Genomic DNA, 16,057 nt, shown 5'->3' on the forward strand with positions numbered 1-16,057 from the left:
CGCTCAGGCCGTCGGCCAGCCGATGCGCGCCGCGCGGCGCAACGATGCGCGAACCACCAGGCGGTGGAACGGGGCGATGGCGATGATATAGAAACGACCGAGCCCGTTGTGGCAATGCACGACGGTAGACAGGATCAGATAGCGCGTGCTGCCCTCGTGCGTATCGCGCGTTTGCTGCAACAGCGAAAGCCGGAAGTCGAGATGGCTGTCGTTCTCGCCGAGGATGATCTCGCGCGCGCTACGCGTGTAGATTCTGAAGATGTCGACGCGTTCTCTCGTGCTGGGCGAACCAGCCGCGCGCAGCTCCTTTGCCGTCTTGATTCCGAAACGGGCGACCAGCGCATCGCGCAGGCTCAGGAGTTTCGCCACCCATCGCGGCTGGTGCGCAAACAGAAAACGCGCGAGTAATTCCGGGTCGTCAATGGTGTCGTCCGGCAGGTGGACGGCGTACGCATCCGCGAGGTCCGGGGCATCGTAAAGGCGGGCGACGCCGGATTCGGCCGGCACAGCGACGCAAAGCACGGAACGGCTGGTATCTGGCATGGGAAGCGGCGGAGCTGAAGATAGGTCGTGGTGAAAGGGGCGGCGTCGCTGCGGGCTCGCCACGCTTCGATCGCGCGAATACGCGTCAAGTCTACGCGCGTCGGCCGGCGCGCGCTCGAGCACCGCTGTCATTCAACCTACCGGGCGTGTTGACCAGGTGGTGTATGAGTTGCGTCAGTTCACGTGCAATGTTATATGACGTCATATAAATATAACGAGCATCATGCCTTTGATTGCTAAGAACAATTTGCCCAACAGTGCGAATTACTAGGGGTAAATGCCTGGTTGAAATCCATCTGCAGATCGTAAATAGTACGTTATCGTACAACCAAGGGGCCAATCCGGTCCCGTGCCGCCGCGGCTCCTCTGCATGCCGTCACCCGGCTCGATCGCGCCCAGCGCTGTAAAGGAAACTTATGAAGAAAATTGCCCTGAGTGGCGCCGGCGGCCAACTCGGCTCCGTAGTGCGCGCGGCATTGATCGCACGCGGGATCCCCTTGCGTTCGGCCGCGGGTTCAAAGGCTTTAGTGCCATTGGTGGAAGGCGAGGACGTCATGCATGGCGACCTGCGCGATCCCGCCGTCGTCGATCGCCTGCTGGCCGGCGTCGATGTGCTGATTCATTTCGCGGGTACGAGCGTGGAGCGCCCGCTCCCGGAAATCATCGACAACAATCTGCGCGCGCTGGTCGAAGTGTACGAAGGCGCGCGCCGGCAGGGCGTTCGCCGTGTGGTGTTCGCCAGCTCGAATCACGCGATCGGCATGTATCCGGTCACCGAACATCTCAGTCTCGACTGCGCGCTGCGCCCGGACGGTTTCTACGGTCTGAGCAAGGTGTGGGGCGAAGCGCTTGCGCGCATGTATTGGGACAAGCACGGCATCGAGAGTATTTGCGTGCGCATCGGTAGTTGTCTCGAACGGCCGACCGAGCCGCGGCATCTGAGCACCTGGTTCGGTCATGACGACCTGCTGCATTTTCTCGACCGCTGTGTCGAAGCAGAGGACGTCGGTTTCATCACCGTATGGGGTGTGTCAGCCAACCAGCGTAGCTGGTGGGACAACAGCGGCGCCGAGCGTTTGGGTTATCGGCCGACGCAGGACGCCGAGGTCTACGCCGAGGCAATCCTGGCGCAGCCGAACCCGCTCGATGCATTGGGTCAGCGTTACCAGGGCGGCAGCTTCGTCGGCATCGATTACTCGCGCGACGACGCCGTCGCCGCGGGCCGGCCGTCCTGATTGGTTAGGCAATACGAGGAGACGCAGTCATGAAAATCAAGGGCATTCGCTGGTGGATGGTCAGCCTGGTCGCGGCCGGCCTGATCATCAATTACCTCGCGCGCAATACGTTGTCGGTGGCCGCGCCGACGTTGATGAAGGACCTCAACATCACGACCGCGCAGTATTCGCACGTGGTGGTGGCGTGGCAGCTTTGCTATGCATTCATGCAGCCGGTCGCGGGCTATGTGCTCGACACGGTCGGCACCAAGCTCGGCTTTGCGGCGTTCGCGCTGGCGTGGTCGCTCGCCTGCGCGGCGGCCGCCTGGTCGACGGGCTGGCGCAGCCTGGCGTTCTTTCGCGGCGTGCTTGGCATCGCCGAAGCGGCCGGTATCCCGGCCGGCGTCAAGGCGACGAGCGAGTGGTTCCCGGCGAAGGAGCGCTCCGTCGCGATCGGCTGGTTCAATATCGGCTCGTCCGTGGGGGCGCTGCTGGCGCCGCCGCTGGTTGTCTGGGCGTTGCTGCACGGCCAATGGCAATGGGCGTTTCTGATCGTCGGCGTGGCGGGGATTGTCTGGAGCGCGCTGTGGATGCTGCTGTACAGGCATCCGCAGAAACAGAAGCTGTTGAGCGACGCCGAGCGCGAATACATCCTCAGCGGGCAGGAGGCGAAGCACAGCGAACTCGGCTCGGTCAAACGCAGTTGGACTGCCATGCTCGGCAGCCGCGATTTCTGGGCAATCGGTATTCCGCGGATTCTTTCCGAGCCGGCGTGGCAAACCTTCAACGCGTGGATTCCGCTCTACATGATGACCGAGCGGCACATGAACCTGAAGGAAGTCGCGCTGTACGCGTGGATGCCTTTTCTGGCGGCGGATATCGGCTGCGTACTCGGCGGCTACCTGAGCCCGCTGTTTCATAAGTATGCGAAGGTCTCGCTGTTCACGTCGCGCAAGCTGGTTTTCGTGGTTGGCGCGCTCTGCATGATCGGGCCGGCCTGCGTCGGGGTGGTGGCGAGTCCTTATGCTGCCGTTGCGTTGCTGTGTGTCGGCGGCTTTGCTCACCAGACCCTGTCGGGTGCGCTGTACGCGATCACCTCCGACATGTTCGGCAAGAACGAAGTCGCTACCGCCACCGGCATGGGCGGCATGGCGGGTTACCTGGGCGCGGCGGCATTCACGGCGCTGTTCGGCGTGCTGGTCACGCAGATCGGCTACAGCCCGTTGTTTGTGGTGCTGGCGGTGTTCGACATCATCGCGGCGGGTGTGGTGTGTCTGTTGGCCCGAAGCAGCGACAAGACACCCGAGCCGCGCTGGACGGCAGTGAGTGCGGTGGCCAAGTGAGTGGCAAAGTGAATAACGTTTAACGCCGGCTCGCGAAGCACTCCGGATAATGAAAAATGGCGGCGCCCGAGGGCGCCGCCATTTGTTTTGCCTCCCGCTTATCCGTCAGCCCACCAGCGAACTGTTATACGTGATGCCGCCAATCACCACGTTGCTGAGCGTGATGGCTTTTACGTTGTTCACGAAGACCGGTCCGGGCGTGGTCGTGGTTGCCGGTCCCGTGCAGATCGGCGTCCCCAGGTTGCAGTTCGAGATCGTCACGCCGGTGATCGGCTGGATCGCCGGCACCGGCAGCGGGCCGTTGTAGTCCGCTGCCACGGGACCCTGCGCGACGATCGCCTGGAAGCATGAAGCCGACGTCGCGGAGAAGCCCGCGGGCATCGCGTAGCTCACCGAACCCGAGGTGTTGGTCGCGTTCACATTCGAAATGTTCACGTTGTTGATCGTTGCCGGGAACCGAGCCCGGAACGCTCGCGCCTAGCACCGCGCCCACTTTCTATTTGCATGGAAAGTGGGGCGGCGCTGGGAGCCGGGCTGGCGGCTTCAGGCGGTTTGCTGGCCGATTTCGTGATTGGCGAGTATTTCGAGCGCGCGAACCATGGCCGAGTGATCCCATGCTTTGCCGCCATGCGCCACGCAGGCGTTGAAGAGCGCCTGGCAGGTGGCCGTATTCGGCAAGGAGACGCCAAGTGCCTGAGCGGTCGAGAGCGCGAGATTCAGGTCCTTCTGGTGAAGCTCGATGCGAAAGCCCGGGTCGAAGGTGCGCTTTGTCATCCGTTCGCCGTGTACTTCGAGAATGCGCGAGGACGCAAAGCCGCCCATCAACGCTTCGCGCACGCGCGCTGGATCGACGCCGGCCTTGGAGGCGAGCAGCAACGCTTCGCCGACGGCTTCGATCGTCGCGGCGACGATCACCTGATTGGCCACCTTGCACACCTGGCCCGCGCCGACGCCGCCGATCAGCGTGACATTCTTGCCCATCATGTCGAAGAGCGGCTTGACGCTCTCGAAGGTGGCGGTTTCGCCGCCTACCATAATGGTCAGCGAGCCGGCCTTGGCACCGACCTCGCCACCGGAAACCGGTGCGTCGAGATAGTCCGCGCCGCGCTCACGCACGCGGGCCGCGAAGTCGCGCGTGGCCATCGGCGAAATCGAGCTCATGTCGACCACGATCTGTCCGGGGCGCAACGCATCCGCGAGTCCCTGTTCGCCAAACAGCACGCGTTCGACGTCCGGCGTGTCCGGCACCATGACGAAGATCACGTCGGCATGAGCAGCCACGGCGGCCGGGCTGTCGCATGCGGTAGCGCCGGTCTGGGTGAGTTCATCGGGCACGCCGCTGCGCGTGAACGCGGCAAGGGCGACGCCGTTCTTGAGAAGGTTGGCAGCCATGGGCTTGCCCATGATGCCGAGTCCAATAAAGCCTGCTTTTTGCATGGAATGCTCCGTGGATGTCATGGCGGCCGTGGTTACTTCCGGTCCGCCTGTTTCTGCATGAAGTGTTGTTGAACCGTCTGTGCGGCGGTTTTCAGCAGTCCCATATCCGCACAGACCGCGACGACGCGGCAACCCATCGAAAGATAGCGCTCCGCATCGGCCTGCACGGGGGCGAGGATGCCGCTCGGCTTGCCGGCCGCCTCAGCGCGTTCGAAGACTTGCGCGATCGCCTGCTGCACGTCGGGGTGGTTCGGGTTGCCGATATGGCCGTAGGCGACCGCGAGATCCGATGGTCCGACGAAAACGGCATCGACGCCGTCCACGGCGAGAATCTCGTCAATGTTGTCGATGGCTTTGCGGCTTTCGATCTGAACGATCACGCAGACGTTGTCGTTGGCGACGTCGAAGTAGTTGGCGACCGTTCCATAGCGGTTGCCGCGGTGACTCACCGAGACGCCGCGGATACCTTGAGGCGGGTAACGCGTTGCGGCGACGGCGCGTTGTGCGTCTTCGGCGCTGTCGACGAACGGCACCAGAAAATTCGAAAAGCCGCTATCCAGCAGCCGTTTGATGAATACGCTGTCGTTGGCGGGCGGGCGTACCACCGGTGCGCTCGGGCTGTCCTTGAGCGCCATTAGCTGAGGAATCAAAGTGAGAACGTCGTTCGGCGCGTGTTCCGCATCGAGCAGCATCCAGTCGAAGCCGATCACGCCGAGCAATTCCGTGACAATCGGGCTGGCAAGCGAGGCCCAGCAGCCGATCAGGGTTTCGCCGCCGCGCACGGCGTGGCGAAAGCTATTGGGTAAGGGCTGATAAGGCGTGGCGGCTGTCATGGGGATGATGTCTCCTTGAACTGCGAGTAAGCGGGGCAAGCACCGGCCGTTGCTGAAGCGGATGTTATAAGTTGTCGTACGTCTTGGCAAAGATTAGCATTGGCCTGTGGGCTTGTAACTGCCACGTAAACCCGAATTCCGCATTCGACAAGGGTTTCCGGTTGCGCGAGGGGTGTCCGATGTTGTAGGATGACCTATATCTGAGACGTCCATCCAAGGAAAGCGAAATGTCTATTACCGGCGAAATGCTGATAGGCCGCAAAGCAGTGCGCGGCGAGGAAAAACCCTTGCGCGCGTTCAATCCCGCCACGGGCGCCGAGATCGCCGAGCCGGTTTTCGGCAGCGGCTCGGTCGCGAATGTCGAACTCGCCTGCGAACTCGCGCAGCAAGCGTTCGACGCCTACCGGCATCTGCCGCTCACGGTGCGTGCCGAGTTTCTCGAGCGTATCGCGGATGGCATCACGGCGCTCGGCGACGCGCTGATCCAGCGCGCGCACGAAGAGTCGGGCCTGCCGAAAGCGCGTCTTGAAGGCGAGCGTGGCCGCACGACGGGCCAGCTCAAACTGTTCGCGCAAGTCGTGCGCGCCGGCCAATGGCTTGCAGCCACACTCGATTCGCCATTGCCCGAGCGCAAGCCTTTGCCGCGCTCCGATCTGCGGATGCAGAAGATTCCGCTGGGTCCGGTCGCAGTGTTCGGCGCCAGCAACTTCCCACTCGCGTTTTCGGTGGCGGGCGGCGATACCGCAGCGGCGCTCGCGGCGGGTTGTCCGGTGGTGGTGAAGGCGCACCGTGCGCACCTCGGCACTTCGGAGATGGTCGGCCGAGTGATTCAACAGGTCGCGATGGATATGGACTTGCCGGAAGGCGTGTTCTCGCTGATCGTCGGCGCGGGCAATTCGGTGGGCGAAGCGCTGGTCGCGCATCCGGCCATCAAGGCGGTGGGCTTCACGGGTTCGCGCGCGGGCGGTACGTCGCTGATGCGCGTCGCGGCGGCCAGAGCCGAGCCGATTCCGGTTTACGCGGAAATGAGCAGCATCAACCCGGTGTTTCTTCTTTCGAATGCATTGTCGCAACGCGGCGATGCCATCGCGCGTGGCTTTGTCGATTCGCTGGTGTTGGGCGCAGGGCAGTTCTGTACCAACCCGGGGCTCGCGATTGCCGTGGATAGCGACGCACTCAAAGGCTTCATTGCCACGGCGTCCGAAGCACTGAGCGGCAAGCCGGCGCAGACCATGCTCACGGCCGGCATTCACGCCGCCTATGAAGAGGGCGAGGGCAAACTGGCGGCAACCCGCGGTGTCGAAACGGTTGCGCAAGGCGTCGATGCAACGGGTCCCACGCAGGCGCGCGCGGCGTTGTTCGTGACCGATGCGCTGACGTTCCTCTCTACACCGGCGCTGGAGGACGAGGTTTTCGGACCGGCGTCGACCATCGTGCGTTGCAAGGACGAGCAGGAATTGCTCGCGGTGGCCGAGCATTTTGCCGGTCAGTTGACCGCCACGGTGCAGATGGATAGCGCGGATCTGCCGGCGGCGAAGAAGCTGGTGCCGATTCTCGAGCGCAAGGCGGGCCGGATTCTGGTCAATGGTTTCCCGACCGGCGTCGAGGTTTCGCACGCGATGGTGCACGGCGGGCCGTTCCCGGCCACCTCCGATAGCCGTGCGACGTCGGTGGGGACGACCTCGATCGAGCGCTTCCTGCGGCCGGTGTGCTATCAGGATTTCCCGGCCGATCTGTTGCCGGTGGCGCTCGCCGACAGCAATCCGCTGGATTTGTGGCGCCGTCGCGATGGCGAGATTACGCGCAGTTAAGTGGCATAGCTAAGTGATGTGTGAGCGGTGCCTGAGCAGTGGGCGCCGCCGCGCAAGATAAAAAAATGGACGGGATATCCCGTCCATTTTCTTTTACGTGCAGCGCGACGTTTCAGCTATTTGCTTCCGCGTTTTCATTGGCGCGCCGCAGCCGCTCGCGGCTATTGGACAGATGCATGCGCATCGCGGCACGCGCGCCTTCGGCGTCATGGCGCGTGATCGCTTCGAGAATGCTCTCGTGCTCCAGATTGACGAGCGACAGATACGCATCGGGTTCGGCCCGCGCGATTCCCGCCGAATCGAGCCGGTTGCGCGGGATCAGCGCGCTGCCCATTTGCGTGAGGATGTCGACGAAATACCGGTTGCCGGTGGCGCGCGCCACGGAGATATGGAACTGCAGGTCGGCGTCGACGCTATCCAGCCCGTTGTGGCGGGTGGCTTCGATCGCGTCGAGCGCGGTACGCATGCGCGCGAGGTCGTCCGGCTTGGCGCGTTGGGCGGCAAGGCCGGCGCATTCCGTTTCGAGGCTGATGCGCAGTTCCAGGATCGACAGCACGTCGCGCAAGGTGGTGGCCGGCACCATGTCGATGCCCAGCTTTTCGCGCTGCGGCTCCAGCACGAAACTGCCGATGCCGTGACGCGTCTCAATGATCTTGCCCGCCTGCAGGCGTGAAATTGCCTCGCGGATGACGGTGCGGCTCACGCTCAGCGTGACCATCAGTTGCGACTCGGTCGGCAGCTTGTCGCCGGGCTTCAAGGCGTTGGACGCGATTTGCTCGGTGACGTAGCTGACGACAAACTCGGCAAGATTGCGCGCGCGTCGTGGCGGTGCCGCGGATGCCAGTGGTGTAGCCATCGAAAACGCCCCTCGAATCAGATAGTTGCAGATACTTCCTGCGATTCATTATACCGTCGTCTGACGACTGATTATATAAATGCCGGATCATTTTCGGCGTCGGCGTCAGACGCGTTGCCGATGCCCGGTTTCAGACGCCAGGCGGCCAAGCCGATTTGTTCGGGCGGCGGGCCGGGAAGTACGATAACAGCCTGAGCGCTAGCTCAGGCGGAGTTCGACCCGTTTGATGTCTTTCACGATCACGAGGTAGCTGAACACCGTCAGCAACGCATTTAGGCCGACGAAAACCAGCGCGCCGTTGAACGAGCCGGTCTTCGCGACGAGGTAGCCGATCACGATCGGCGTCACGATGCCGGCGACGTTGCCGAACATATTGAAGATGGCGCCCGACAGACCGAGCGCTTCCTTCGGTGAGGTATCCGCCACGACGGCCCAGCCGAGCGCGCCGATGCCCTTGCCGAAAAACGCCAGCGACATGAGCGCGACGACGATCCAGTCGGTCGACACGTAGTTGCAGCCGATCATGCACACCGACAGCAGCATGCCGCCGACAATCGGCACCTTGCGTGCGACGGTGAGCGAGTGCCCGCGCCGGATCAGCCCGTCGGACAGGATGCCGCCGAGCACGCCGCCGGAGAATCCGCAGATCGCGGGCAGCGACGCGACGAGACCCGCTTGCAGAATCGTCATGCCGCGCGCCTGAACGAGGTAGATCGGAAACCACGTCAGGAAAAAGTAGGTCAGCACGTTGATGCAGTACTGCGCGAGATAGACCCCGAGCAGCATGCGGTTGCCCAGCAGTTGACGCACCAGCGACCAGCCGCCGGCGCCGGCGATGTCCTCGGTCTGAACTGCTTTTTTGTGCCCGTTCACCACGCCGCCGCCCTGTTCGATGTAGTCGAGTTCGGCGCGTGACACGCGTGGGTGGTCGGCGGGGTTCTTCATCACCTTCAGCCAGGCGAGGGCGAGCAACAGGCCGGCCGCGCCCATCACGAGATAGACCGTATGCCAGCCGAACGCGTGGGTCAGCCATGCCATCAGCGGCGTGAAGATAACCGCCGCGAAGTATTGCGCCGAATTGAAAATGGCCGAGGCGGTGCCGCGTTCGTTGGTCGGAAACCAGCTCGCCACGACCTTGGCATTGGCCGGGAAGGCCGGCGATTCAGCGGCTCCCATTGCGAAGCGCAGCACGAACAGCGCGATGATGGCCGCCGCCGCGCTGCCCAGCAAACCGATCGAGCCTTGCAGCAGCGTAAACAGCGACCACAGGAAAATGCTCGCCGCGTAGACGCGCCGTGCGCCGAAGCGGTCGAGCAGCCAGCCTGCCGGCAGTTGCGACAGCACGTAGGCCCAGCTGAATGCGGAGAAGATGTAGCCCATCCGGATCGCGTCGAGCCCAAACTCGGCGCGCATCGCGGACCCGGTGACCGAGAGCGTGGCGCGGTCCGCGTAATTGAATGTCGTGATCAGAAAGATCAGCAGCAGAATCGCGTAGCGGACTTTGGTGCGCTTTGCGACGTGCGCAGCGCTCGCGGTGCGGCTTATTTCCATCGCCATCTCCAGAATTTTTATCAGTGAAAAAGCGCCCGGCGACGTTGCCGTCCCGGGCGCTCTTTGCGGTGCCTTGTGCGCGATCCGGCTTCACAATGCCGGGCGCCTTGGTGCGTCATTGCCTTGCGCTGCTGCATGCCTTACTGCATGCGTGGCTTCACGTGCGAGCTCATATGCGCCCCATCATTTGCAAGGCCACGCGCAGCTTCACACGTTATTGCGCGCCGAGCTTCCTGATCAGCACGTCGAGTTGCGCCATTTCTTCTTCGGTCAGATCGGTCAGCGGCGCACGCACCGGACCCGCGCTGTGACCGACGAGTTTCGCGCCGGCCTTTACGATGCTGACCGCGTAGCCCTGGCGGCGGTTGCGGATCTTCAGATACGGCAGGAAGAATTCGTCGATCAGCTTGCCGACGGTAGCGTGGTCGTCCGCGGCGATCGCGCGGTAGAAGTCCATCGCGGTCTTCGGGATGAAGTTGAACACGGCCGACGAGTACACCGGCACGCCCAGCGCCTTGTAGGCCGCAGCGTAGACTTCAGCGGTCGGCAGGCCGCCGAGGTACGAGAAACGGTCGCCGAGGCGGCGGCGGATCGACACCATGTTCTCGATCTCGCCCACGCCGTCCTTGAAGCCGATCAGGTTGGGGCAGCGCTCGGCCAACCCTTCGAGCATGTCGGCGTTAAGCTTGGAGTTGGCGCGGTTGTAGATGATCACGCCCATGTTCGGCACCGACTTGCAGACTTCTTCCGCGTGCGCCGCGATGCCTTCCTGGCAAGCTTCGGTCAGGTAGTGCGGCATCAGCAGAATGCCGTTTGCACCGTGGCGTTCCGCTTCCTGGGCGTAGGCGATCGCCACACGGGTCGGGCCGCCGGCGCCGGCGAGAATCGGCACCTTGCCTTTGCAGACTTCAGTGGCAGTGCGCACGACGTTCGAGTAGTCGTTATGCGTGAGCGAGAAGAATTCACCCGTGCCGCCGGCAACGAACAGTGCCGAAGCGCCGTACGGTGCGAGCCATTCGAGGCGCTCGGCATAGGTGTCGGCGCGAAAATCGCCTTGTTCGTCGAAGTCGGTAACGGGGAAGGACAGAAGGCCTTCGGAAACGATCTGCTTGAGTTCCTGCGGTGTCGTCATGATGAATATCCAGGGCGTCGAATAGGGGCCGTGAGCGAGGGCCGTAAAAGGTTGTATTTGGAAATCGAGAATTCTTATACGTCATCGTACAACAACGAATCGACTAACTCAACGGTGTTTTCGCGGCATAATGCTCGTCATAGGGTAAATACGGAACTCTGGGTAATCTTTCATGTTGTAGGATGACGTATGAATGATTGCCGTAGCAGGCGTGAAATCGCCACAAGGATCGATGTAATGGAACAAACCCCGCTCTACATTCGCGTTCACCCCAATGACAATGTCGCGATCGTCGTCAACGACGGCGGTCTGGGAGAGGGCGCCGTGTTTCGCGATGGCCTCGCACTGCGCGAGCGTGTTCCGCAAGGGCACAAAGTCGCGCTGGCCGATCTCGCGGAAGGCGACGAGGTCATCCGCTATAACGTGGTGATCGGTTACGCGCTGAAGGCGCTGCCGAAGGGCAGCTGGATCAACGAACACGTGATCCGTATGCCGAGTCCGCCCGGGCTGGAAGATCTGCCGATCGCCACCATCAAGGCGCCGGACATGCCGCCGCTGGAAGGCTTCACCTTCGAGGGTTATCGCAATGCCGACGGCTCGGTCGGGTCGCGCAACATTCTGGCGATCACGACCACGGTGCAATGCGTGGCCGACGTGGTTCAGCATGCGGTCACGCGTATCAAGGCCGAACTGCTGCCGCTCTATCCGAATGTCGACGATGTCGTGAGCCTCGGGCACACCTATGGCTGCGGCGTCGCGATCGACGCGCCGGACGCGATGGTGCCGATCCGTACCGTGCGCAACATCAGCCTGAATCCGAACTTTGGCGGCGAGGTGATGATGGTCAGCCTCGGTTGCGAGAAGCTGCAGCCCGAACGCCTGATGCCGCCGGGTACGATTCCGATTGCCGCGGCGGCGAATGTCGCCGAAGTGGCCGACATCGGCGACGTCGAGGCCGATCTGAACGGCGGCGTGGTCGTGCTTCAGGACGACGCGCACGTCGGCTTCCAGTCGATGATCGAGTCGATCATGAGAATGGCCGACGGCCATCTGAAGCGGCTCAACAATCGCCGCCGCGAAACCTGCCCGGCCGCCGATCTGGTGGTTGGCGTGCAATGTGGCGGCAGCGACGCATTTTCCGGGCTGACCGCGAATCCCGCGGTGGGTTTCGCCACCGATCTGCTGGTACGCGCCGGCGCCACGGTGATGTTCTCCGAAGTGACCGAAGTGCGCGACGGGGTCGATCAACTGACGGCGCGCGCGGCCAACCCGGAGGTGGCTGCCGCGATCATCCGCGAGATGCAGTGGTACGACGATTATCTGAAGCGCGGCGGCGCGGACCGCAGCGCCAACACCACGCCGGGCAACAAGAAGGGTGGGTTGTCGAACATCGTCGAAAAGGCGATGGGCTCGATCATCAAGTCGGGCAACTCGGCCATTTCCGGCGTGTTGTCGCCCGGTGAAAAGGTCCGGCAGAAGGGCCTGATTTATGCCGCCACGCCGGCTAGCGATTTCATCTGCGGCACGCTGCAGGTCGCCGCGGGCATCAACCTGCATGTGTTCACGACTGGCCGCGGCACGCCGTACAGCCTCGCGGAAGTGCCCGTCATCAAGGTCGCGACGCGCTCCGATCTCGCGCGCCGCTGGCACGATCTGATGGATATCAACGCCGGTACCATTGCAACCGGCGCAGCGACAATTGAGGACGTGGGTTGGGAGTTGTTCCGCCTGATGCTCGACGTCGCAAGCGGACGTAAAGAGACCTGCGCGGAGAAGCTCAAGCTCCACAATGCGTTGACGCTGTTCAATCCGGCGCCGGTGACCTGACAGCTCCGCCAGAGCTCATCGTACTGCTGGCAATCACGACAAAGACTGAGATATGACTGACTCGAACCCTGACCGCACGGCGGCGCAAAAGCCTTTCCGCCGTCTTCTGCTCACCGGCGCTGCTGGCAATCTCGGCCAGCAAGTGCGCGGCGCGCTCGCCGCGTGGGCCGATATCGTGCGCGTTACCGATATCGCGCCGCTGGGAGACGTGGCGGCGCATGAAGAAGCCTCGATTGTCGACCTCGCCGATGAAGCCGCGGTTCACGCGCTGCTCGAAGGTGTGGACGCAGTCGTTCATCTCGGCGGCATTTCCGTCGAGGCGCCGTTCGAAGACCTGCTCGAAGCGAATATCCGCGGCCTGTACAACCTCTATTCGGCCGCGCAGAAGCAGGGCGTGAAGCGCATCGTGTATGCGAGCTCGAATCATGCGGTGGGGTTTCATCCCACCACGTCGGTACTCGATATCGATGCGCCGCTGCGTCCCGACAGCCTGTATGGCGTGACGAAGTGCTTCGGCGAGTCGTTGTCGCGCTATTACTTCGACCGCTTCGGTCTCGAGACAGTGTGCTTGCGGATCGGCTCGTCGTTCGAGCAGCCAAAAAATCCGCGCATGCTCGTCACCTATCTGAGCTTTCGCGACCTTATCGAACTGGTGCGTTGCTCACTGTTTACCAACCGGGTCGGGCACGCAATCGTTTATGGCGTTTCCGACAACCGGACCAAATGGGTCGACAACACCAAGGCGGCGTTTCTCGGTTTTCGCCCGCAGGACAGTTCGATCGAATTTGAGCATCTCTTCCCGGTCGCGGCGCCCACCGCCGAGCTCGACGATCCGACCCAGCGTTTCCAGGGCGGCCCGTTTGTGCTGGCGGGTCCGATGGAGCCGAAGCGATGAGCGGCGCGGCAAACCCGCGTGTGGAGCGTGTCGAAGCGGTAAACCAGGCGCCCGCGTCGGTCGGCGAGAGTCCGGTGTGGCGTGCGGCGGAGCAGGCGCTCTACTGGGTGGATATTCCGGCGCAGAAGATTGTGCGGCTGCGGCCCGATTCGGCGGAGCGCTCCGAATGGCAATTGCCGGAGAAGGTGGCCTGTCTGGCGTTCGATCGCCACGGCACGGTGCTGGCGGGCTGCGAGACGGCGCTGTTCTCGGTCACGCTGACCAAGGGTACGTCCGGTACCGAACCGCTGGCCGTGACGCCACGGAGGCTTGCCGCACCGGTCTTCCCGTTCGCCGATATGCGTTTCAACGACGGCCGGTGTGATCGGCAAGGGCGCTTCTGGTCCGGCACGATGGTTCAGGACATGGCAGCGGCAAATCCCGCCGGCGCGCTTTATCGCTTCGATGAGCGCGGCGTGTTGTCGGAGCCTGTTGTCGACGCCTTGATCACGCAAAACGGTCTGGCGTGGTCGCCCGATGGGGCCACGATGTATCTGTCGGATTCGCATCCCCTGCGCCGGCAGATCTGGGCATTCGACTACGACGTCGAGACGGGCGAGCCGCGCAACCGGCGCGTATTCGCCGACCTGCACGATTACGCCGGACGTCCCGACGGCGCGGCGGTGGACGCGGATGGCTGCTACTGGATCTGCGCGAACGACGCGGGTCTGCTGCTTCGCTTTACCCCGCAAGGCAAGCTCGATCGGCAGATTGCCGTGCCGGCCATCAAGCCGTCGATGTGCGCATTCGGCGGCAACAACCTCGATACGTTGTTCGTGACGTCGATTCGCCCCGCCACCGGCGCGAGCGAACACGACGGCCATCTGTTCGCCGTCCGCCCCGGTGTGACGGGGTTACCCGAGCCTGAGTACGCAGGCGAACTGTGAAGAAATGACGTCCATGTGACTGGGCGCCGGGGTATTAGCACGTCGGCGCCCAACAGTAGTCGTCATTTATTCATCGCTCGTCGTACAACATAGTGGCGAAAATGCCACTTTCAGGTCATCTTCCTCTCTACGAAAAATATAAACCCACAAGATAGGGACTCGACGAATAGCCTTGTATATATTGGCTTTTATCCGAATTTAAACTCGGAAACTCTTACGTTCAACTTGCCTTCGTGCGGGTAAATACCGGCTGTACAACTTAGCTTACGTTTTATAGACTTCATATGTCGTCGTACAACATGTGAGACCAAACAGATTTATTTCGAGACACGTTTGGCCGCTGCACAAGGAGAGCGGCGTTCTCCGCGCGCGATCGACGCGCGCGAGGTTCAGCCGATGCAGTTGAAGCAAGGAAGTCTGATTGTCAGAGAGGAGTGCTGAGCATCTGTGCCGGGGAAAAAACGCACAGATCCGCACGTTATCACTCTCTCCCCGAAAGTGGGGTGATCGTACGGCAGAGAAAAAGCGCGGCATTTTTTGAAGCCGGGAGACGCATTAAAACCATGTCGCAACATCCGCACGCGGCCCGCCGCAATCGATTGGATGATCTATTTTTCAAGGAATGTCACGATGAACAAGAAGTTTGCCTCTTCCCGTGTCTCGATGATTGTCGCGGCCTCCGTGCTGGCGTTCAGCACCGTGTCGGCACACGCTCGCGTGTTCCGCGTGTCGGACGTGCATGGCGACACCTATCCGACCAATATGGCCGTGAAGTACATGGGCGAAGAAATCAGCAAGGCAACCGGTGGCAAGGATTCCGTGAAGGTCTTCGGCAACAGCGCGCTGGGCTCCGAAAACGACACGATCGATCAGGTGCGTATTGGCGCACTGGATATGGCGCGCGCCAACGGCGCGGCATTCAACGAGATCGTGCCTGAATCAATGATCCCGTCGCTGCCGTTCCTGTTTCGCGACATCGACCATTTCCGCAAAGTGATGTACGGCCCGGAAGGCCAGAAGATTCTCGACGCCTTCTCGGCGAAGGGCATGATCGCGCTGACGTTCTATGAGAGCGGCGCGCGCTCGATGTACGCGAAGAAGGCGATCCATTCGCCTGCCGACATGAAGGGCCTCAAGGTGCGCGTGCAGCCTTCGGACCTGATGGTCGACGAAATCAAGGCGATGGGCGGCACGCCGACACCGATGCCGTTCGCCGAAGTCTATACCGGCCTGAAGACGGGTCTCGTGGATGGCGCTGAGAACAACCTGCCGTCGTACGAAGAAACCAAGCACTTCGAGGTCGCGCAGGTCTATTCCGAAACCCAGCATTCGATGACCCCGGAAGTTCTGGTGTTCTCCAAGAAGGTATGGGACACGCTGACGCCGCAGGAGCAGGCCATCATCAAGAAGGCAGCGGCCGACTCGGTGCCGTACTACGAGAAGCTGTGGACTGCGCGCGAAGCTGACGCGGCCAAGACAGTCGCCAAGGGCGGCGCGACGCTCATCCCCGCGTCGCAGATCGACCGTCCGGCTTTCGTGAAGGCGATGCAGCCGGTCTGGGCGAAGTATGAAAAGACTCCGCAAATGAAGCAGCTCGTCGACGAAATCCAGGCAATCAAATAAGTTCGGAAGTAACTCGGTGGAGAAAGACCTGGCGGCACCTGCTGCGGGTCTTTCGTGCCGTGCGGG

Annotated in this window: 13 protein-coding genes and 1 pseudogene; 7 read left to right on the plus strand and 7 right to left on the minus strand. The window is 62.3% G+C overall.

Features of this window, described 5'->3' with window-relative positions:
* Window positions 1-3 precede the first annotated feature (3 nt).
* Window positions 4-675, minus strand: coding sequence for a DUF2867 domain-containing protein (locus tag AC57B6_RS27095; RefSeq protein ID WP_496422473.1), 672 nt, complete (start codon window positions 673-675; stop codon window positions 4-6).
* 284 nt (window positions 676-959) lie between these two features.
* On the opposite strand from AC57B6_RS27095, the gene AC57B6_RS27100 reads away from it, so the two are divergent.
* Both AC57B6_RS27100 and AC57B6_RS27105 read left to right on the plus strand, forming a co-directional pair.
* Complete coding sequence (locus tag AC57B6_RS27100) at window positions 960-1,778, plus strand: NAD-dependent epimerase/dehydratase family protein (RefSeq protein WP_496422474.1); 819 nt, start codon at window positions 960-962, stop codon at window positions 1,776-1,778.
* A 29-nt stretch (window positions 1,779-1,807) separates the two neighbouring features.
* Complete coding sequence (locus tag AC57B6_RS27105) at window positions 1,808-3,100, plus strand: MFS transporter (RefSeq protein ID WP_496422475.1); 1,293 nt, start codon at window positions 1,808-1,810, stop codon at window positions 3,098-3,100.
* 105 nt (window positions 3,101-3,205) lie between these two features.
* On the opposite strand, the pseudogene AC57B6_RS27110 reads toward AC57B6_RS27105, so the two are convergent.
* The 3 genes and pseudogenes from AC57B6_RS27110 to garL all read right to left on the minus strand — a co-directional run.
* Window positions 3,206-3,571, minus strand: a pseudogene (locus AC57B6_RS27110) (endopolygalacturonase); the annotation flags it as partial.
* A gap of 72 nt (window positions 3,572-3,643) precedes the next feature.
* On the minus strand, window positions 3,644-4,558 hold the full coding sequence (locus AC57B6_RS27115; protein ID WP_281665201.1) for a 2-hydroxy-3-oxopropionate reductase: 915 nt from the start codon (window positions 4,556-4,558) through the stop codon (window positions 3,644-3,646).
* Window positions 4,559-4,569: 11 nt separating this feature from the next.
* Window positions 4,570-5,370: a 2-dehydro-3-deoxyglucarate aldolase gene (garL, locus tag AC57B6_RS27120; RefSeq protein WP_030100842.1), complete on the minus strand. Its 801-nt coding sequence runs from the start codon at window positions 5,368-5,370 to the stop codon at window positions 4,570-4,572.
* A gap of 227 nt (window positions 5,371-5,597) precedes the next feature.
* Here garL and AC57B6_RS27125 point away from each other — a divergent pair, with 227 nt between their 5' ends.
* Entirely contained in the window at window positions 5,598-7,181 is a 1,584-nt protein-coding gene (locus AC57B6_RS27125) for an aldehyde dehydrogenase (NADP(+)) (protein WP_496422476.1), read from the plus strand.
* A gap of 112 nt (window positions 7,182-7,293) precedes the next feature.
* Here the strand turns inward: AC57B6_RS27125 and AC57B6_RS27130 are convergent, their stop codons facing one another.
* From AC57B6_RS27130 to kdgD, 3 genes are all read right to left on the minus strand, one after another.
* On the minus strand, window positions 7,294-8,037 hold the full coding sequence (locus AC57B6_RS27130; protein ID WP_028197353.1) for a FadR/GntR family transcriptional regulator: 744 nt from the start codon (window positions 8,035-8,037) through the stop codon (window positions 7,294-7,296).
* 198 nt (window positions 8,038-8,235) lie between these two features.
* Complete coding sequence (locus AC57B6_RS27135; RefSeq protein ID WP_496422477.1) at window positions 8,236-9,588, minus strand: MFS transporter; 1,353 nt, start codon at window positions 9,586-9,588, stop codon at window positions 8,236-8,238.
* A gap of 214 nt (window positions 9,589-9,802) precedes the next feature.
* The gene (gene kdgD / locus AC57B6_RS27140) at window positions 9,803-10,720 is read right to left on the minus strand and encodes a 5-dehydro-4-deoxyglucarate dehydratase (RefSeq protein WP_030100840.1); all 918 of its coding nucleotides are present in this window, start codon (window positions 10,718-10,720) and stop codon (window positions 9,803-9,805) included.
* A gap of 237 nt (window positions 10,721-10,957) precedes the next feature.
* On the opposite strand from kdgD, the gene garD reads away from it, so the two are divergent.
* The 4 genes from garD (at window position 10,958) to AC57B6_RS27160 (ending at window position 15,991) form a co-directional block, all read left to right on the plus strand.
* Window positions 10,958-12,547: a galactarate dehydratase gene (garD, locus tag AC57B6_RS27145; protein WP_496422478.1), complete on the plus strand. Its 1,590-nt coding sequence runs from the start codon at window positions 10,958-10,960 to the stop codon at window positions 12,545-12,547.
* A 52-nt stretch (window positions 12,548-12,599) separates the two neighbouring features.
* Window positions 12,600-13,442 (plus strand): NAD-dependent epimerase/dehydratase family protein, encoded by an 843-nt coding sequence (locus tag AC57B6_RS27150; protein ID WP_028197349.1) that lies wholly within the window; start codon window positions 12,600-12,602, stop codon window positions 13,440-13,442.
* The gene (locus tag AC57B6_RS27155; RefSeq protein WP_046570835.1) at window positions 13,439-14,368 is read left to right on the plus strand and encodes an SMP-30/gluconolactonase/LRE family protein; all 930 of its coding nucleotides are present in this window, start codon (window positions 13,439-13,441) and stop codon (window positions 14,366-14,368) included. The genes AC57B6_RS27150 and AC57B6_RS27155 overlap by 4 nt, the downstream gene beginning before the upstream one ends.
* Window positions 14,369-14,998: 630 nt before the next feature.
* Window positions 14,999-15,991 carry a TRAP transporter substrate-binding protein gene (locus AC57B6_RS27160; RefSeq protein ID WP_028197347.1) on the plus strand — a complete coding sequence of 331 codons (993 nt, stop codon included), beginning with the start codon at window positions 14,999-15,001 and terminating at the stop codon, window positions 15,989-15,991.
* Window positions 15,992-16,057: the final 66 nt, after the last annotated feature.

The organism is Paraburkholderia sp. BGA-UO-ETr-F12 (assembly GCF_059567945.1).

Coding starts and splice junctions, on each gene's coding strand:
- AC57B6_RS27150 (WP_028197349.1), top strand. CDS start 12,600: ATGACTGACTCGAACCCTGACCGCACGGCGGCGCAAAAGCCTTTCCGC.
- AC57B6_RS27100 (WP_496422474.1), top strand. CDS start 960: ATGAAGAAAATTGCCCTGAGTGGCGCCGGCGGCCAACTCGGCTCCGTA.
- AC57B6_RS27105 (WP_496422475.1), top strand. CDS start 1,808: ATGAAAATCAAGGGCATTCGCTGGTGGATGGTCAGCCTGGTCGCGGCC.
- AC57B6_RS27095 (WP_496422473.1), bottom strand. CDS start 675: ATGACAGCGGTGCTCGAGCGCGCGCCGGCCGACGCGCGTAGACTTGAC.
- garL (WP_030100842.1), bottom strand. CDS start 5,370: ATGACAGCCGCCACGCCTTATCAGCCCTTACCCAATAGCTTTCGCCAC.
- garD (WP_496422478.1), top strand. CDS start 10,958: ATGGAACAAACCCCGCTCTACATTCGCGTTCACCCCAATGACAATGTC.
- AC57B6_RS27130 (WP_028197353.1), bottom strand. CDS start 8,037: ATGGCTACACCACTGGCATCCGCGGCACCGCCACGACGCGCGCGCAAT.
- kdgD (WP_030100840.1), bottom strand. CDS start 10,720: ATGACGACACCGCAGGAACTCAAGCAGATCGTTTCCGAAGGCCTTCTG.
- AC57B6_RS27115 (WP_281665201.1), bottom strand. CDS start 4,558: ATGACATCCACGGAGCATTCCATGCAAAAAGCAGGCTTTATTGGACTC.
- AC57B6_RS27160 (WP_028197347.1), top strand. CDS start 14,999: ATGAACAAGAAGTTTGCCTCTTCCCGTGTCTCGATGATTGTCGCGGCC.
- AC57B6_RS27155 (WP_046570835.1), top strand. CDS start 13,439: ATGAGCGGCGCGGCAAACCCGCGTGTGGAGCGTGTCGAAGCGGTAAAC.
- AC57B6_RS27125 (WP_496422476.1), top strand. CDS start 5,598: ATGTCTATTACCGGCGAAATGCTGATAGGCCGCAAAGCAGTGCGCGGC.
- AC57B6_RS27135 (WP_496422477.1), bottom strand. CDS start 9,588: ATGGAAATAAGCCGCACCGCGAGCGCTGCGCACGTCGCAAAGCGCACC.